The following is a 16,745-nucleotide window of genomic DNA, read 5'->3' on the forward strand; positions in this document are numbered from 1 at the left end:
GCAAGCGACGCTTATGCCTGTTCAGTTCGATGCCGTGACGCCTTAGAGTGGCCACATGGAATCATCTCAGTTTCATCATGCGTTGGCGCTTTTGGATTGGCAGGTTGAGCTTGGCGCAACCGAGGCGATCTGTGACGCGCCCGTCAATTGTTATGAATTGCCCGATACGCTGGCGAAACCGAAGGCGGCGACCGGCCCGCAGGCCATCTCGCAGGCACCGAAAGCCGCCACCGAGGTTGACCCGGTGGCCGAAGCGAAACGTGCAGCCGCCGCAGCGCAGGACCTTGATGCGCTCCGGGACGCGCTGGCCGGTTTCGAGCATTGCGCACTGAAGCGTGGTGCGCGCAGTCTGGTCTTTTCTGATGGCATCGCGGGTGCGCCGGTGATGATCATCGGCGAAGCACCAGGGCGCGATGAAGACCGCGAAGGGCGCCCCTTTGTCGGGCGGGCCGGACAGCTGCTCGACAAAATGCTGGCAGCCATCGGTCGCGGACGGGGGGATGAGAACGCGCCCGTCTACATCACCAATGTCCTGCCCTGGCGGCCACCGCAAAACCGGGATCCGCAGCCTGATGAAATTGCGATGATGCGGCCCTTTCTGGAGCGCCACATTGAACTGGCGAAGCCGCAGGCCCTTGTGATCATGGGGAATATCAGTGCGCAGGCGCTACTGGGCAAACGCGGGATCACCCGGCTGCGCGGCAATTGGACCGACTGCTTTGGTCTGCCAGCCCTGCCGATGTTCCACCCCGCCTATCTGCTGCGCCAGCCTGCCGCGAAACGCGAGGCCTGGGCCGACTTGCTCAGCCTCAAGGCCCGGCTTAACGATGGTTGATCCGGTGATCCTCGCAGCCTTCGTGCCGGCGGCGCTTGCGCTGAACCTCACGCCCGGGGCCGACATGATGTTCTGTCTGGGGCAGGGCGCGAGGGGCGGCGCACGCGCGGCGTGGCTGTCCAGCGCGGGCATTGCGACAGGCGGTATGATCCATGTGCTGCTTGCAGGTCTTGGGCTCAGTGCTCTGGTCGCCTCGGTCCCTTTTGCCTTTGACGTGATCCGCTGGATTGGCGTTGGTTATCTTCTGTGGCTTGCGGTGCAGGCCCTGCGTCGCAGACCCGACTTGGATCATGGCGTGGTCACGCCGCGCGGGCAGGCCTTTCTGTCCGGTCTGCTGGTCAACCTGACAAACCCAAAGGTCATCCTCTTCGTCCTGGCGTTCGTGCCACAATTCGTTGTGCCCTCCGCCGGGTCGGTCCTGGTGCAGTTCATGGTTTTCGGCGCGGTCATCGGTGTGGGCGGCTTTGTCGTGAACGGGCTGGTCGGTGTCTTCGCGGGCTCGGTCGGGCGGCGCCTTGCACAGGGCAGCAGGGTGCTGGACTGGCTGACCGCTGGCATTTTCACTGCCCTTGCCGGGCGTCTCGCCCTTTTGGAGAAAAGCTGAGATGAGCAAAATCGATGAGACCAAGGATTTCGTGCCGGTGCGGATCGCGGTCCTGACGGTTTCCGATACGCGCGGTCTCTCCGAGGACCGATCGGGGGATGTGCTGGTGCAGCGGCTTACCGAGGCCGGGCATGAGCTGGCGGACCGCCGCATCCTGCCCGACGAGCGGGACCAGATCGCAGGCCAGCTGCGCGCCTGGTGCAAGGACAGCGGGGTGGATGTCGTGATTTCCACCGGCGGTACCGGCCTGACCGGGCGTGATGTCACCGTCGAGGCGCACAGGGATGTCTATGAAAAGGAAATCGACGCCTTCGGCACCGTCTTTACCATCGTATCGATGAAAAAGATCGGGACCAGCGCCGTGCAGAGCCGCGCAACCGGCGGTGTGGCCAATGGAACCTATCTTTTTGCGCTGCCTGGCAGCCCCGGGGCGTGCAAGGACGCATGGGATGAAATTCTGGCGCTGCAGCTGGATTATCGGCACCGGCCCTGCAATTTTGTCGAAATTTTTCCGCGGTTGGACGAACATCACCGACGGAAGTAATCTGGCGGTACGTAACACTATTGTGGGTTGGTATTCTTCTCGGCCAGTCTGAGGTATAAGGTCATTGAGTTAAGGTATTAGGATCACGACGAAATGCGGTTTTTGCGGCAAAGCATGATCGGCCTTTTTCTGGCGGCGGTGAGCCTTGGGCTGCTGGTCTATGCAGGCCATGTGGTCAGTGTCGCCGTGCAGGATCGCTTGAATGCCGAGGCCGTCGTGCCACCCGCACAGGAGCGGGTGTTTGCCGTGAACCTGCAGCGCGCGCAGAGCGAAACCATTACGCCGGTGCTGGAGACCTTTGGCGAGGTGTCGTCGCGCCGGACACTTGAATTGCGCGCCGCCGTGGCTGGACGGGTAACGGTGCTGCACGAGAATTTTGAGGATGCGGGCAACGTGCGGCGCGGCGATGTGCTGGTGCGCATTGATCCTGCGAACATGCAGTCCGCCGTGGACCGGTTGACCGCCGATCTTGCCGATGCCGAAGCCGAGGCGCGCGATGCCGCACGGGGGCTGGATCTGGCCCGCGCCGAACAGGTGGCTGCCGAAGAGCAGGTGGTCCTGCGCCAGAAAGCCTATCAGCGGCAGTTTGATCTGGCGGAACGTGGTGTGGGTACGGCGGCGGCGATTGAAACCGCTGAACTGGCTGCCGCCGCCGCGCGCGCCACCGTTTTGGCGCGCCGTCAGGTGGTGGCGCAGGCCGAAGCACGCATCGATCAGGCCGCCACACGCCTGTCGCGCGAGAGGATTGCGCTGGCGGAGGCGCAGCGCAATCTGGCGGACACGGCGCTCGAGGCGCCGTTCACCGGCACGCTCAGCGATACGACGGTTGTCGAAGGCCGTCTCGTCGCGACCAATGAAAAGCTCGCAGACCTGATTGATCCGCGTGATCTCGAGGTCGCGTTCCGCGTCTCCACGGCGCAATACGTGCGTCTGCTGGAGGCCGACGGGTCGTTGATTTCCACGCCGGTTTACGCGACGCTCGATGTCACCGGCGTCGACATGCAGGCCACCGGCGTGCTCAGCCGTGTCAGTGCCGCCGCAGGCGAAGGCCAATCCGGACGTCAGGTTTTTGCGCGGCTGGAACGTGCGCCGGGGTTTCGTCCGGGGGATTTTGTCACCGTCCGAATTCAGGAAAAGCCGCTGGATAATGTCGTGCGCCTGCCCGCGTCGGCCTTGGATGCCAGCGGTGAGGTGTTGGTGCTGGAGGGCGAAAACCGTCTTGCGGCATTGCCGGTCACGCTCGTGCGGCGTCAGGGGGATGATGTCTTGGTGCGTGGCGAAGGTCTGGAAGGGCGCGACGTTGTGAAGGCGCGGACACCCTTGCTGGGCCCGGGCGTCGCCGTGCGTCCGCTGCAGCAAAACTCTGGCCTGTCCACGGTTTTGCCGGACATGCTGGAGCTCAGCGAGGAGCGTCGTGCGCGGCTTATGGCGTTTGTGCAGGACAGTGACCGCATGCCGGCAGAGACCAAGGAGCGGGTGTTGGCGCAGCTGGCCGAGCGCGAGGTACCGGCACGGATGGTGGCACGCATCGAAAGCCGTATGGGAGGGTAACGCATGGTGCGGCAGATCCCTCCGGCCGCAGGCGGCATCCTATCCTATTTCACGCGGCATCGGACGCTCGCCAATCTGCTCTTCGTCGTGATGATGGTTGCCGGGCTTTTCGCGCTGCCCAATATGCGGGCGCAGTTTTTCCCCGATGTCAGCCTGGACAGGATAACGGTGGCCACCGACTGGGACCAGGCCAGCGCCGATGACGTCGACGGCGCCATCATCCAGGTGCTTGAACCGGCGCTGATGCGCGTGGCGGGCGTGATGAAATCCCGCGCCTCGGCGCGCGCGGGGCGCGGCACCGTCACGCTCGAATTTGAACCCGAATGGGATATGTCGCGGGCGGTCAGCGATGTGCAGGACGCCGTGGATGCGATCACGGAGTTGCCCGATGACGCCGAGGAGCCCCGTGTGCGGCGATCCGTGCGCAGTGATCGCGTCACGGATGTGATTATAGCGGGCCCTGTTTCGCCTGCGCAACTGGGTGTTTACGGTGACGAGCTGGTGAAACGCCTCTTTGCCGCTGGCGTCACGCGGACGACCTTCCGCGGCTTTGCAGCGCCTCAGATTGCCGTGGAGGTTCCATCGGTCCAGCTGATTGCCAATGACCTGAGCATGGCACAGATTTCAGCAGCGATTGCGGCAGAAGTGGACACCGACCCCGCCGGCAGCGTCACCGGGGTGAACGCGCGGGTGCGCACGGGCACCGAAAAACGCGCGCCGGAACAGATTGCCCAGATCGTACTGCGCTCCAACCCGGACGGGTCCAAACTTCGGGTCGGCGATATCGCTCGCGTGGTGCGGGAGCGGGCGGACCGCAACCGGGCCTACTTCGTTGGCGAAGATCCTGCGATTTCGATCCGGGTGAACCGCTCGGACGGCGGCGATTCCATCGCCATTCAGCGGGCCGTCGAAGAGGTCGTGGCAGAGATGAAGGCCACGGTCCAAGGCTCCATGACCATAGAGTTGATCCGCACCCGGGCAGAGGCGATCACCTCGCGTCTGGACTCGCTGGTCAACAGCGGTCTGACCGGGCTCGGGCTGGTTGTCTGCCTGCTGTTCATGTTCCTGAATGCGCGGACCGCCTTCTGGGTGGCAGCGGGCATCCCTGCCGCGATGATGGCCGCCATTGGTCTGATGTATGCGGGCGGTCTCACGCTCAACATGATCTCGCTCTTTGGATTGATCATCACGCTGGGGATCGTGGTGGACGATGCGATCGTGGTGGCCGAACATGCCGATCACCGGGCGCGGCATTTTGGCGAACCCCCTTTTGTTGCGGCAGAGCGGGCCGCGGCGCGTATGGCGCTGCCGGTGTTTGCCGCCACGATCACGACCGTGATTGCCTTCATGGGGCTGTTTTTGCTGGGCGGGTGGTTTGGCGGCATCGTTCAGGATATCCCGATGACCGTGATCGCCGTGCTGATTGCCTCGCTGGTCGAATGCTTCCTGATCCTGCCCAACCATATGGCGCACGCCCTTGCCGCGCGGGCCAAGGAACGCTGGTACGACTGGCCCAGCCGCCAGGTCAATCACGGCTTTTCCTGGGTTCGGGAAAACCTCTTTAGACCGATGATGGCGGGCGTCATCGCGGCGCGCTATGTGCTGCTGGCCGGTTTGGTGCTGATCCTCGCGCTGCAGGCGGCGCATTTCCTGCGCGGCGATGTCAAATGGCGGTTCTTCCACGCACCGGAACGCAATTCGGTCACGGCAAACTTCGCCATGGTCGAGGGCGCCACGCGCGACGATACGCGCGCCATGATGGCCGAATTGCAGCGCGCGACCGAAACCCTGGCCCGCGACTACGAGGCGCGCTATGGCGTGAACCCGGTCGACTACGCCATTGCGGAGGTGGGGGGCACGTCAGGCAGGGGGCTGTCGGGCGTCGGCACCAAGGACAGCGATCTTCTGGGCGCGATTGCCATTTCGCTGATCGGCTCGGATGAGAGGCCGTATTCCAGCGCCGCTTTCGCCGGGGACTTGCGCGACAGCGTCGTCAACCATCCCCTGACCGAGGTCGTGGCCTTTCGGGGGGCGCGGGGCGGGCAAAGCGGCGATTCGATCAGTGTGGAGTTTTCCGGTCCGGGCACGGATACGCTGAAGGCCGCCAGTCTGGATCTGCAAACGGCCCTGCTACGTTATCCGGAAGTGCTCGCGATGGAGGACAACCTGGCCTACGACAAGGAAGAACTGATCCTCGATCTCACGGCCCGGGGGCAGGCGCTGGGCTTTACCATCGATCAACTGGGCCAGATGTTGCGCAACCGGTTGGGCGGCATCGAGGCGGCGAAGTTTCCCGATGGCCCGCGTAGCGCGACCATCCTGGTGCGCCTGCCCGAGGGCGAGCTGACGGCTGACTTCATGGAGCGTACGCAGATGCGGACGCCGGAGGGGGTCTATGTGCCCCTGTCCGATATCGTCACCGTGCAAAGCCGCATCGGGTTCAGCACCGTGAACCGGGTGAATGGCGTGCGCGTGATCTCCGTGACCGGCGACATCTCGGAAGACGATCCCGAGAGGGCGGTCGAGATCCAAAAGGCGCTGGAAGAAGAAATTCTTCCGACGATTGCAAGCGCGCATCAGGTCGACTGGGAATTGTCCGGGCTGGCCGAACAGGAAAACCGGTTTCTGGCAGAGGCATCCAACGGCCTGACCCTGTGCCTTTTGGGCATCTATCTGGTGCTGGCCTGGGTCTTTGGCAGCTGGACGCGGCCCTTGCTGGTCATGGCCATCGTGCCCTTCGGGTTGGTGGGGGCCATCTACGGGCACATGGTCTGGGACATCCCGCTGAATATTTTCTCGGTTGTGGGGCTGTTGGGGATGACGGGGATCATCATCAACGATTCCATCGTGTTGATCACGACCATCGATGACTATGCGGAAGAGCGGGGGTTGATCCCCTCCATCATTGACGGGGCCGCCGACCGGCTGCGCCCGGTGATGCTGACCACGATGACAACCGTGCTGGGCATGCTGCCGCTGCTCTACGAGCCAAGCAGGCAGGCGCAGTTTCTCAAGCCCACGGTGGTCACGCTGGTCTACGGGTTGGGGTTCGGCATGGTCATCGTGCTGTTGTTGGTGCCCGCCCTTGTCGCCGTTCAGCATGACGTCTCCCGCCAGATCAACGCCATGCGCCGCGGGTTGGCGGCGCCGGTTGCCGCGGTGCGCTATGGGTTTGCAGCACTCTGGGCGCTGGTTCTGGGCTGGGGCGGGCTGACGCTGGGATGGGCCATCTTCCACGGCGCGTTGATGCCGGCGCTGGCGGCATGGGTGCCCGCTGTCGCAGGCTGGCCGGTGATGTCAGCGGCGCTGTTTCTCTTTGCGGCGGGGGCGGCTGCGCTCGTTCTGCTTGCCTATGTGCTCGCGGCAGTCACCGTTTTGCTCAACCGGCGGGACAGCGCGGTCTAGCCCGGTGTGCAACCCTTCACGTCAACGGCGTGATTGCTGCCCAGAATGGTCATTCGAATGGCGGATCGGTCCAGGGCAATCGGCCCGCCGTTCACATGGATCATTTCGGAGACGGCAATGACCTCGCTGCCGGACCGGTGCGTCTCGGCTTCGCTGACCCAGACATCGCCCAGACCGGGCTCGATCACCATGACCTCCGGACCGCCCGCCGAGGGCACACGCACCCGCGCCTCGATCCGCAGGCCGTCCGACGTTGGCTCAATCCGGCACTCGGCCGCTGTCACACCCGCCTCGCGTTCCGAGTAGGGGCTCTGCGCCAAAGCCGCCGCAATTGCGGGGGTCGGGCGCGTGTCGGTGCTGGCGATTGTTTCGTCAAAGGTCAGCTGGTGCGGGATGCAGATATCGGAGCAGACCCCAATGTCCATCGTCAGGCGGACGCGGACGGGATCACCGGCGTTCGTCGGGGCCAGGGTCAGCGGGATCACAAGATCATCGGCATAACCGATGGAGCGCATGCCGTTGTCGTCAAAAACCTTGGGTGTGGGCCAAGAGACGGAGACAGCATGCAGATTGCGCGATCCCGACCAGTCAAAGCTGGGTGGAATGCCGGCATCGCCCGGCGCGCGCCAATAGGTTTTCCAGCCCGGCTCCAGCGACAGATGGACCGCCGCCATGCGCGTGCCGTCGGGCTGCACCCATCCGGGCAGAACCTGCGCGGTCACGGGCATGTCAAAACGGTCCTGTGCGGATAGGGGCAAGGCGGTCAGGCCCGCCAGGGTCAGGGCAATCATCGGTGTTTTCATGCTTTCGATATGGTCGAGCCGCGCTGAAATGCCAAGTCACGATCCAGTTAGCCATGTTTCGCCACCTGCGGGTCTATTGCCCTTGCACCGAACCGGGGTGCGGGTCATTCTTGGATCATGGGATCACCGGATATCCAGACCGAAACGCTTGATCTGACGGGCTCACTGCTGGTGGCCATGCCGTCCATGAGCGATGTGCGTTTTGAACGGGCGGTGATTTTGCTCTGCGCCTATTCCGACAAGGGGGCCATGGGGTTGATCATCAACAAGCCCAGCAGCGATGTCGGCATGAGCGATGTGTTGGATCAGTTGGACATTGACCCCTCGCCCCGCGCGGCGGCGATGCCGGTTCATTTTGGCGGACCGGTGGAAACCGGGCGCGGGTTTGTGCTGCATTCGGATGACTATCAGTCCAGCCTGCATACCCTGCGCGTCGGGGGTGGGTTCGGGATGACCGCAACTTTGGACATCCTTGAAGAGATCGCCCGTGATCGCGGCCCGGGCAACGCCCTGATGATGCTTGGATATGCCGGGTGGGGGCCCGGGCAGCTGGAAGCGGAAATCTCGCGTAACGGGTGGCTGACAGCCGATGCAAGCCCACGGCTAATTTTTGACACGCCCGCTGCCGAGAAGTGGGCGAAGACAGTGGAAAGTCTGGGGATCGACCCACTTGGTCTCTCCTCCGCTGCCGGGCGCGCCTAGGTCGGCCCGGGGTCGTTCGGGCGCGGGGCGGCAGCGCGTGCCAGACGGTCATTGATCGCACGTCCCAACCCATGTGTCGGCACCGGTGCCACGGCAATCGGCTGTCCTCTTGCGTCCAGCTTGTGCAACAGATCGAAGAGCCGCGCCGCAGCCTCGTGCAGATCGCCACTCTCTGACAGGGTTTCGTCGCAGGCCATGGGGCCGAAGCCCAGAAACACTTCGCCGGGTCGCGGGGCGTCGGCATTCATCCTCAGTGGCGCTTTGGGCGCGTAATGCGATTGCAGCTGGCCCGGTGCCGTGATGTCCGTGCTGCCGTCCGGGGTGGTTTTCAGCGCCAGCGGCGCGCCAAGCGCGGCTTCGAGGGCCTCCAAAGGCAACCCACCGGCCCGCAGCAGCGCGGGCGCACCATCCAGACCGACGATGGTGCTTTCAACGCCCACCGAACAGGGTCCATCATCCAGCACGGCCGCGATCTTGTTCCCCAGACCATCCAGAACATGTCGCGCAGTCGTTGGGCTGATCTTGCCGGATGGGTTTGCGGACGGGGCTGCCACCGGCGCCCCAAACGCCTCCAGCAAAGCCTGCGCAGAGGCTTTTTCCGGCACGCGCAGGGCCAGCGTCGACAGCCCAGCCGTCACGAGGCTGGACAGACCATGCCCCTCGCGCAGCGGTAAAACCAGCGTCAGGGGGCCGGGCCAAAAGGCCTGCGCAAGCCGGTCCGCGTCATCTGTCCAGACCACGTAACGCTGCGCGGCCTGCACGGATGGGAGGTGCACGATCAGGGGGTTGAAGCTCGGGCGCCCCTTTGCGGCATAGATGGCGGCCACGGCTTCACCGTTGCAGGCGTCTGCACCCAGCCCGTAGACCGTCTCCGTCGGGAAGGCGACCAGCTGTCCCGCGCGCAAAAGGGCTGCTGCCTGTGCAATGCCCTCTGCATCAGGGTATAACGTGGGGGAGGGAGATGTTGTCATTGCGCTCCGTGACGCCGCGTTTCGGTTGCCGGGCGCGGCGATGCGGCTCATCTTTGATGGCAAAGACCCTTATAGGGTAGTATGCCCGTTGCCAAGACGGGTGCCTGCCCGCATGGAGACGAAGAAATGCCCTATCACGCCCCGGTCGATGACTTTTCCTTTCTGTTTGATCACGTGGTGGATTTTGCGCAGGTTCAGGCCACTGAACGGTTCAGTGAGGCGACATCGGATGTCACGCAGGCCATCCTGACCGAAGCGGGCAAGCTCTGTGACGAGGTGCTTGCGCCGCTGCAACGCCCCGGTGATCTGCATCCGGCACGATTGGAGAACGGTGTGGTGCGCACATCGCCGGGCTACGCCGAGGGCTGGAAGGCCATTGCCGAAGGTGGCTGGGTCGGCATCGCGGCAGATCCCGAATTTGGCGGCATGGGCCTGCCGATGACGCTGACCTCTGCGGTGAACGAGATGATGAGCGGTGCCTGCCTGTCGCTGCAGCTTGCCCCCCTGATGAGTCAGGGCCAGATCGAGGCGCTGGAGCATCACGCAAGCGATGAGATCAAGGCGCTTTACCTGCCCAAGCTGATTGCCGGGGAGTGGACCGGCACCATGAACCTGACCGAACCGCAGGCCGGGTCGGACGTCGGTGCGCTGTCGACCAAGGCAGAGGACCAGGGGGACGGGACCTATGCGATCACCGGGCAGAAAATCTATATCAGCTGGGGGGATCATGACGTGGCAGAAAACGTCTGCCATCTGGTGCTGGCCCGGTTGCCCGGCGCACCTGCTGGCACCCGCGGGATCAGCCTCTTTCTGGTGCCAAAGTTCATTCCCGATGCAGAGGGTAACCCCGGTCAGCGCAATGGTGTGAGCGTCGTAAGCCTTGAGCACAAGATCGGTCTGCACGGATCGCCCACTGCCGTGATGCAATATGACGGGGCCACCGGCTGGCTGGTCGGGCCCGAACAGGGCGGCATGGCCGCGATGTTCACAATGATGAACAACGCGCGGCTGGGCGTTGGCGGGCAGGGCATCGGCGTGGCCGAAGGTGCCTATCAACACGCGCTGGCCTATGCGCAGGAGCGCAAGCAGGGCAAGACGGCCGTCGATGGCGGCACCGGTACGATACTTGATCATGCCGATGTGCGGCGCATGCTGATGACGATGAAGGCTGATATCTTCGCCGCCCGTGCCATTGCACTCAGCTGTGCCATGGCCATCGACATGGCCCATGCCACCGGTGCGGCGGAATGGGACGCGCGCGCCGCTTTCCTGACGCCGATTGCCAAGGCCTTTGGCACGGAGACGGGCATGGATGTGGCCGAGACCGGCGTGCAGGTGCACGGCGGCATGGGCTTCATTGAGGAAACCGGGGCGGCGCAGTTCAGCCGGGATGTGCGTGTGACGGCCATCTACGAAGGCACCAACGGCATTCAGGCGATGGATCTCGTGGCACGCAAGATGATGGATGGCGGCGAGGCGGCGGCGCGGTTGCTCGACGAGATCGAAGCCTGCGCGGAAGAGGCGCGCAGCCATTTGCCGGACCTGGCGGAGCCTGTCTGGCAGGCATCGGAAAGCCTGCGCGAGGTCACGGAATGGCTGGTCGCGCAGCAGGATATGACGACCCGTTTCGCCGGTGCCGTGCCGTTTCTGCGCGCCTTTGCACGTGTGTTGGGCGGCTATCTGCACCTCAAGGCAGCGCTGGCCGATCAGGGCGGTGCGCGCGAAGCACTCGCGCGGTTCTACATCAAACGGTTGCTGCCGGAACATGTCGGCCTGCTGGCACATGCGCAGGCCGGGGCGGAGGGGCTTTACAGTCTGAGCCCTGATGAGCTGGCCGCCTGATGAAAGATCAACCGCCAGAGGGCCTGCGCTATCCATGGGACACGCCACCGGCGGAAGGTGAAGCAATAGAAGTGGCCGCAGGCATGTTGTGGATGCGCCTGCCGCTGCCGATGAAGCTTGATCATGTGAATGTCTATGCGCTGGATGACGGTGACAGTTGGACCGTGATCGACACCGGGTTCGCCTCGAAACGCAGCAAGGCGATCTGGGAGAGGCTGATGGCGGGCCCACTGGGCGGCAAACCGATAAGCCGCGTGGTGGTGACCCATCACCACCCAGATCATATCGGGCTGGCCGGGTGGCTACAGTCAGATCACGGCGCGGAGTTGGTCACCACGCGCACCGCGTGGTTGATGGCGCGCATGCTGACGCTGGACGAGCAGCCCGTGCCCTCACCTGAAACGCTGAAATTTTACCGCGACGCGGGTATGGCGCCGGATATTCTGGCTGAGCGCGCCTCCGAACGGCCCTTCAACTTTGCCGATATCGTGGCGCCGCTGCCCCTCGGGTACACCCGCATCCAGCAGGGTGACACGATCAGGATGGGCGGGCGCATGTGGGACATCCACATCGGCAACGGGCACGCGCCCGAACACGCAACTTTCTGGAGCCGTGACGACAATCTTGTGCTGGCGGGCGATCAGATATTGCCTTCGATCAGCCCGAACATCGGCGTCTATGCAACAGAGCCGATGGCCGATCCGATTGCTGACTGGCTGGAGGCCTGCGAACGTTTGGCCGGGCTTGCCCGCGCGGATCACTTGGTGCTGGGCGGGCACAAGCTGCCCTTTACCGGCCTGCCAACCCGCATGCGGCAGTTGATCGACAACCACCACGGGGCCCTGAAGCGTCTTCTGGAGTACCTCGACACGCCCAAATCCGCCGGGGAATGCTTTGCCCCGCTGTTTAAACGCAAGATCGGGTCGGCTGAATACGGCCTGGCGCTGGTCGAGGCGGTCGCGCATCTCAGCCATCTCTATCAGGATGGGCTTGCCACGCGCAGCCGGGGCGCGGATGATGCATGGGTCTACGAGCGTAAAGGGTAAAGCATGGGTGAGAACATCGAAACCTCGGCAGAGGTGGCCGAAGCCGCGGCATTGCCGCGCCGCCACGACGTGCATTGTGATCCGGAAACTCCGGCACCAACAAAGGCGGATGTGCCCGAGGCCATCGCCAACAAGCCCACCGGCCAGAAATCGCCCGCGCAATGGGCCTATGAACGCATCATCATCTATCTCAAGAATTTCGAGGAACAGCTGGACAGCACGCAGGAAGTCGCCATGGGGTTCACCGGCGGCGACGCGGGCGTGCTGCGGATTGAAGGCATGGGGTATTTCGACCCCGATATCGTGACTTTCTATGGCACGGACGGGGCAGGGGGCCGCACGCAAATGGTGCAGCATGTCAGCCAGTTGAACGTCATGCTGCGTGCCCTGCCAAAACCCGCCGAGAAGACCGAGGCGCGCCGGATCGGGTTTCGCCTGGCGCAAGACATTGCGGCAGACAGTTGAGCCCTGCGGTAAATCCGCAACCGCAATGCGCGCATTGAACGCGCGGATGGGTGACATCGCGTGACGAATCCATTAGGGCTGATGCCAATTATTCAAAGAAGGGCTGCGGCAATGGCAGATCACAACCACGGTGATATGGACGTCACCACCCAGGAAAAGACATTCGACGGCTTCATGCGTTGGACCACGCGGATCGTGATTGCGATCATCGTGCTGATTGTCTGGATGGCGATTTTCATTACCTGAGCGTGCCTCCCGCAGGAGCTTTTCATGCGTGTATTGATGTTACTGGCCGTTCTGGCGACCCTGACCGGCTGCGCGGTGTCTTCACCCTTTGAAGCATCCCCGGAAGAAATTGCAGCAAAAGCTTACGTTCCGAACGGGCCGCCCAAACTGACGATTTTCACCATGGTAAACAATGAGACCGGCCACGGGGGTCACACCGCCTTGATGGTCTCGGGCTCGCAACAGGTCATTTTCGACCCGGCAGGATCGTTTCAACATGAATTGATCGCCGAGCGTGGCGATGTGCTCTACGGTATTTCGCCCTCCTGGGTGCAATCCTACAAGAGCGCGCACGCGCGCAGCACACATCACGTGGTCAGCCAGGAAATCGTCGTGACGCCGGAGCAGGCCGAAACGGCATTGCAACTGGTGCGTCAAAACGGGGCGGTGCCGGGCGCGTTCTGCACCAATTCCACGTCATCTATTCTGCGGCGGGTGCCGGGGTTCGAGGACATTCAGGTCACCTTTTACCCGGTCAAACTCATGAAGCAGATCGAAGCGCGGCCCGGTGTGGTCACCGACCGGTACTTTGAGAACGACGCGGGTGATGTGCGTGCCGGCATCGAGGCGGCGCAGGGCTGATTCCGGATCAGAGGGCAAAGAGCCAGAGCATGCCAAAGAGCGTGGCGGCACCCGAAAAAATCGCGGCCAGTACGTTCTTGGTGAGCAACCCGACCACAAGTGTGACCAGGGCCGCAGACATGCGCGGCAGATCCGCCTGTCCATCCGTTGCAGCAGGCCATACGACCTGTGGCGCGACCAGCGCGGGCAACATCGCCACCGCCGTGTAGCGCAGATGGCGCAGGAGCCAGGCAGGCATTGGCCTGTCGCCCACAATCCCCAGGAAGGCAAACCGCAGCGTGTAGCTGCCGATGCCAAGCCCGATAATCACGATCCAGAGGGTGCCGGTGTCAATCATGGCGCAGCTTTCTGCGTTCCAGCAGCACTTCGGCCTGCGCACCGGCCATCATGCCCAAGGTGCCCGCGATCATCAGGCCCAGCGAATAGGGTACTGCGGCGGTCAGCAGGCTGGTGATGATGGCCACAAGGGCGGCAATCACATGGGCGGCAGTGCGTAGCATCGGGGCCACCAGCGCCAGAAAGGTGATGGGCAGCGCGAAATCCAGTGCCCAGCTGTCGGGCACCTGCGTGCCAACGAGGGCGCCGAGAATGCTGCTGGCGTACCAGAACGGCACAATCGGGCTGAGCACGCCGGTGAAATAGGCCATGCGCTGCGGCACGGTCATCTGAGGCTCGTTCTCGAACTGCACAACGGAACAGGCATAGGACTGATCGACGGTGAAATAGGCGGCGATCGCGCGCTGCCAAAGGGGCGCGGCACCGATCCAGGGGGTGAGGGAGGCGGAATACATCGCCACGCGCAGGTTCACGGCAAGGGCTGAGGCCAGCACAATCACCGTAGGCGCGTTTTCCTGCATCAGCTGCAGGGCGGTGAACTGTGCAGCCCCGGCAAAGACCACGGCGGAAAAAGACAGCGTTTCGAGCACGTTAAGGCCCGCTTCCGTCGCCAATACGCCAAAGAGCATCGCGAAAGGGATCACGACCAGCAGGAAGGGAGCACCGTCAGCAAAGCCTTTCCAATAGGCAGAGGCACGTGTGCGCGTTTTGGGAGTGGTGGAGGGCATAAGATGCTTCTAAAGTTACGGCCAAGGCGTAGCTCAGCCCTGCGGAGGATGCAATTGGCCAAATTGGACGACACCAGCGATTACCTGATCGCGCCCGATCCCAAGGCGGTGCGGCTGACCCGCGCCGTTGCCGGGACGGATCATGAGGGGGCCGCCGTTGTCGCCACTGTGGTGGAGGAGCGCCCGCTCACGATCTTCCTCAATGGGCAGGAGATCGTGACGGCAATGACCATCGGGGACTACCCTGACTATCTGGCGCTGGGGTTTTTGCGCAATCAGGGTATGTTGCGCGCGTCTGACGAGATCACCGGCGTGGACTACGACGAAGAGTTGGAAACGGTGGTTGTGCGGACCGCGCGCAAGACCGATTACGAAGAGAAGATCCGCAAGAAGACCCGCACGAGCGGCTGTGCCGTGGGTACGGTGTTTGGTGACATGATGGCCGGGCTGGAGGACGTCAGCCTGCCGGAAACAGCGGTGCGGACCTCGTGGCTCTATGCACTCAGTGCACGTATCAATCGGACGCCATCGCTGTACCTGGAGGCGGGGGCGATACATGGCACGGTGCTGTGCCATGAAGATAAGCCTTTGGTTTATATGGAAGATGTCGGGCGTCACAACGCGGTAGACAAGATCGCCGGCTGGATGTTGTCGGAGGGTGTCAGTGCTGATGACAAGATCCTCTACACCACCGGGCGGCTGACCTCAGAGATGGTGATCAAGACCGCGATGATGGGCATTCCGGTGCTGGCATCGCGGTCCGGTTTCACCGCCTGGGGGGTGGAGATCGCGCAACAGGTGGGCCTGACGCTGATCGGCCGCATGAAGGGACAGCGGTTCGTCTGTCTGTCGGGCGAGGCGCGCCTGATCCGCGACACCGATCCCGCAACCGTGCCGTTGGAGCCGCGCCGCGCCGGACGAAAGAGCGCGGAATGAAGCAACCCCTGGGCGTTATTCTTGCGGGCGGGCAGGCCACGCGCATGGGCGGCGGCGACAAGGGGCTGTTGCGCCTTGGGGGCCAAAGCCTGCTGACCCGGGTGATCGACAGGCTGGAGCCGCAGGTGGCGGGGCTTGCGCTGAATGCCAATGGCGATCCGAGCCGCTTTGACGGGTACCGCCTGCCGGTTCTGCCCGATAGCATCGAAGGGTTTGCGGGGCCGCTGGCCGGTGTGTTGGCCGGTCTGGACTGGGCGGCAAAGCGGGGCGCGGAAACCATCGTTACCGCCGCGGCGGACACGCCCTTCTTCCCGGCCGATCTGGTGCCGCAGCTGCTGCTGGCCAGCGACGGGATGGAGCATCCGCTGGTCCTGTCTGCGACACCTGATCCCGCGCGGGGGCGGGTGCGGCACCCCACCTTTGGCCTCTGGCCGGTGGCACTGCGCGATGACCTGCGCGCGGCATTGCAAGACGGGTTGCGCAAGGTGGTGCTGTGGACGGACGCGCACCAAGGCCGCGAGGCCCTCTTTCCCGTCACGACGTTCGATCCGTTTTTCAATGTGAACACGCCCGAGGATCTGGCCCGGGCAGAGGCGCTTTTATGAAGTTGTACGGTGTTGTCGGATGGAAAAACGCAGGCAAGACCGGCCTGATGGAACGTCTCGTCACGGAGATTTCGGGGCGCGGCTTCAGCGTGTCGACCGTCAAGCACGCCCACCACGTTTTCGACGTGGATCAGCCGGGCAAGGACAGTTACCGGCATCGGAAGGCGGGTGCCACGGAAGTGCTGCTCGCCTCACGCAAACGCTTTGCTTTGATGCATGAATTGCGCGACGTGTCCGAGCCGACATTGGACGACTTGCTGGGCAAGCTCAGCCCGGTCGATCTGGTGCTGATCGAAGGTTACAAACGCGACACGCACCCCAAGGTCGAGGCGCATCGGGCCGAGACCAGCAACCCGCTCATCGCCCCCGATGACCCGACAATCCGCGCCGTGGCCAGCGATACGATGCTGAGCTTGGATCGCCCGGTTTTTGACCTTAATGATACCGCCGCAATTGCCGATTTCATCCTCTCCGAGGTCGGGTTGTGACCGGCTTCGACACCGTT

At 63.5% G+C, this 16,745-nt stretch carries 18 protein-coding genes; 14 read left to right on the forward strand and 4 right to left on the reverse strand.

Annotation, left to right across the window (positions count from 1 at the left end):
- The first annotated feature begins 55 nt into the window (after nt 1–55).
- The 5 genes from ISX84_RS09125 (at nt 56) to ISX84_RS09145 (ending at nt 6,939) form a co-directional block, all read left to right on the forward strand.
- On the forward strand, nt 56–835 hold the full coding sequence (locus tag ISX84_RS09125) for a uracil-DNA glycosylase (RefSeq protein ID WP_195820019.1): 780 nt from the start codon (nt 56–58) through the stop codon (nt 833–835).
- The gene (locus tag ISX84_RS09130; protein ID WP_195820020.1) at nt 828–1,439 is read left to right on the forward strand and encodes a LysE family translocator; all 612 of its coding nucleotides are present in this window, start codon (nt 828–830) and stop codon (nt 1,437–1,439) included. Before ISX84_RS09125 ends, ISX84_RS09130 begins: the two co-directional genes overlap by 8 nt.
- A 1-nt stretch (nt 1,440) precedes the next feature.
- A complete protein-coding gene (gene moaB, locus ISX84_RS09135; protein ID WP_195820021.1) occupies nt 1,441–1,983 on the forward strand; it encodes a molybdenum cofactor biosynthesis protein B in 543 nt (180 codons plus the stop codon).
- Between the two features lie 93 nt (nt 1,984–2,076).
- Nucleotides 2,077–3,534 carry an efflux RND transporter periplasmic adaptor subunit gene (locus ISX84_RS09140; RefSeq protein ID WP_195820022.1) on the forward strand — a complete coding sequence of 486 codons (1,458 nt, stop codon included), beginning with the start codon at nt 2,077–2,079 and terminating at the stop codon, nt 3,532–3,534.
- A gap of 3 nt (nt 3,535–3,537) precedes the next feature.
- Complete coding sequence (locus tag ISX84_RS09145) at nt 3,538–6,939, forward strand: efflux RND transporter permease subunit (RefSeq protein ID WP_195820023.1); 3,402 nt, start codon at nt 3,538–3,540, stop codon at nt 6,937–6,939.
- Here ISX84_RS09145 and ISX84_RS09150 read toward each other — a convergent pair.
- Nucleotides 6,936–7,730 carry a protein-disulfide reductase DsbD domain-containing protein gene (locus tag ISX84_RS09150; protein ID WP_229884191.1) on the reverse strand — a complete coding sequence of 265 codons (795 nt, stop codon included), beginning with the start codon at nt 7,728–7,730 and terminating at the stop codon, nt 6,936–6,938. The genes ISX84_RS09145 and ISX84_RS09150 overlap by 4 nt on opposite strands.
- A gap of 129 nt (nt 7,731–7,859) precedes the next feature.
- Between ISX84_RS09150 and ISX84_RS09155 the strand changes: the two genes are divergently transcribed.
- Nucleotides 7,860–8,444 carry a YqgE/AlgH family protein gene (locus ISX84_RS09155; RefSeq protein ID WP_195820024.1) on the forward strand — a complete coding sequence of 195 codons (585 nt, stop codon included), beginning with the start codon at nt 7,860–7,862 and terminating at the stop codon, nt 8,442–8,444.
- On the opposite strand, the gene ISX84_RS09160 is transcribed toward ISX84_RS09155, so the two are convergent.
- Nucleotides 8,441–9,415 carry an L-threonylcarbamoyladenylate synthase gene (locus ISX84_RS09160; protein ID WP_195820025.1) on the reverse strand — a complete coding sequence of 325 codons (975 nt, stop codon included), beginning with the start codon at nt 9,413–9,415 and terminating at the stop codon, nt 8,441–8,443. The genes ISX84_RS09155 and ISX84_RS09160 overlap by 4 nt on opposite strands.
- 126 nt (nt 9,416–9,541) lie before the next feature.
- Here ISX84_RS09160 and ISX84_RS09165 point away from each other — a divergent pair, with 126 nt between their 5' ends.
- The 5 genes from ISX84_RS09165 (at nt 9,542) to ISX84_RS09185 (ending at nt 13,635) form a co-directional block, all read left to right on the forward strand.
- On the forward strand, nt 9,542–11,257 hold the full coding sequence (locus ISX84_RS09165) for an acyl-CoA dehydrogenase (protein WP_195820026.1): 1,716 nt from the start codon (nt 9,542–9,544) through the stop codon (nt 11,255–11,257).
- Nucleotides 11,257–12,303: an MBL fold metallo-hydrolase gene (locus tag ISX84_RS09170; protein WP_195820027.1), complete on the forward strand. Its 1,047-nt coding sequence runs from the start codon at nt 11,257–11,259 to the stop codon at nt 12,301–12,303. The genes ISX84_RS09165 and ISX84_RS09170 overlap by 1 nt, the downstream gene beginning before the upstream one ends.
- Before the next feature lie 3 nt (nt 12,304–12,306).
- Nucleotides 12,307–12,768 (forward strand): DUF6173 family protein, encoded by a 462-nt coding sequence (locus ISX84_RS09175; protein WP_195820028.1) that lies wholly within the window; start codon nt 12,307–12,309, stop codon nt 12,766–12,768.
- Between the two features lie 111 nt (nt 12,769–12,879).
- Nucleotides 12,880–13,014, forward strand: a complete 135-nt coding sequence (locus tag ISX84_RS09180) for an aa3-type cytochrome c oxidase subunit IV (protein WP_195820029.1) — start codon at nt 12,880–12,882, stop codon at nt 13,012–13,014.
- 24 nt (nt 13,015–13,038) lie between these two features.
- Nucleotides 13,039–13,635, forward strand: coding sequence for a hypothetical protein (locus ISX84_RS09185; RefSeq protein WP_195820030.1), 597 nt, complete (start codon nt 13,039–13,041; stop codon nt 13,633–13,635).
- Nucleotides 13,636–13,642: 7 nt separating this feature from the next.
- Here the strand turns inward: ISX84_RS09185 and ISX84_RS09190 are convergent, their stop codons facing one another.
- Both ISX84_RS09190 and ISX84_RS09195 read right to left on the reverse strand, forming a co-directional pair.
- On the reverse strand, nt 13,643–13,972 hold the full coding sequence (locus tag ISX84_RS09190; RefSeq protein WP_195820031.1) for an AzlD domain-containing protein: 330 nt from the start codon (nt 13,970–13,972) through the stop codon (nt 13,643–13,645).
- The gene (locus ISX84_RS09195) at nt 13,965–14,699 is read right to left on the reverse strand and encodes an AzlC family ABC transporter permease (RefSeq protein ID WP_195820032.1); all 735 of its coding nucleotides are present in this window, start codon (nt 14,697–14,699) and stop codon (nt 13,965–13,967) included. The genes ISX84_RS09190 and ISX84_RS09195 overlap by 8 nt, the downstream gene beginning before the upstream one ends.
- Nucleotides 14,700–14,747: 48 nt before the next feature.
- Here ISX84_RS09195 and fdhD point away from each other — a divergent pair, with 48 nt between their 5' ends.
- Genes fdhD through mobB form a run of 3 tightly spaced genes read left to right on the forward strand, consistent with a single transcriptional unit; the run spans nt 14,748 to nt 16,728 of the window.
- Nucleotides 14,748–15,635, forward strand: coding sequence for a formate dehydrogenase accessory sulfurtransferase FdhD (gene fdhD / locus ISX84_RS09200; protein ID WP_195820033.1), 888 nt, complete (start codon nt 14,748–14,750; stop codon nt 15,633–15,635).
- On the forward strand, nt 15,632–16,240 hold the full coding sequence (mobA, locus tag ISX84_RS09205) for a molybdenum cofactor guanylyltransferase MobA (RefSeq protein ID WP_195820034.1): 609 nt from the start codon (nt 15,632–15,634) through the stop codon (nt 16,238–16,240). Before fdhD ends, mobA begins: the two co-directional genes overlap by 4 nt.
- Nucleotides 16,237–16,728 carry a molybdopterin-guanine dinucleotide biosynthesis protein B gene (gene mobB, locus ISX84_RS09210; RefSeq protein ID WP_195820035.1) on the forward strand — a complete coding sequence of 164 codons (492 nt, stop codon included), beginning with the start codon at nt 16,237–16,239 and terminating at the stop codon, nt 16,726–16,728. Before mobA ends, mobB begins: the two co-directional genes overlap by 4 nt.
- The last annotated feature ends 17 nt before the right edge of the window (nt 16,729–16,745 follow it).

The organism is Roseobacter sp. MH60115 (assembly GCF_015644665.1).
GTDB lineage: Bacteria > Pseudomonadota > Alphaproteobacteria > Rhodobacterales > Rhodobacteraceae > Roseobacter.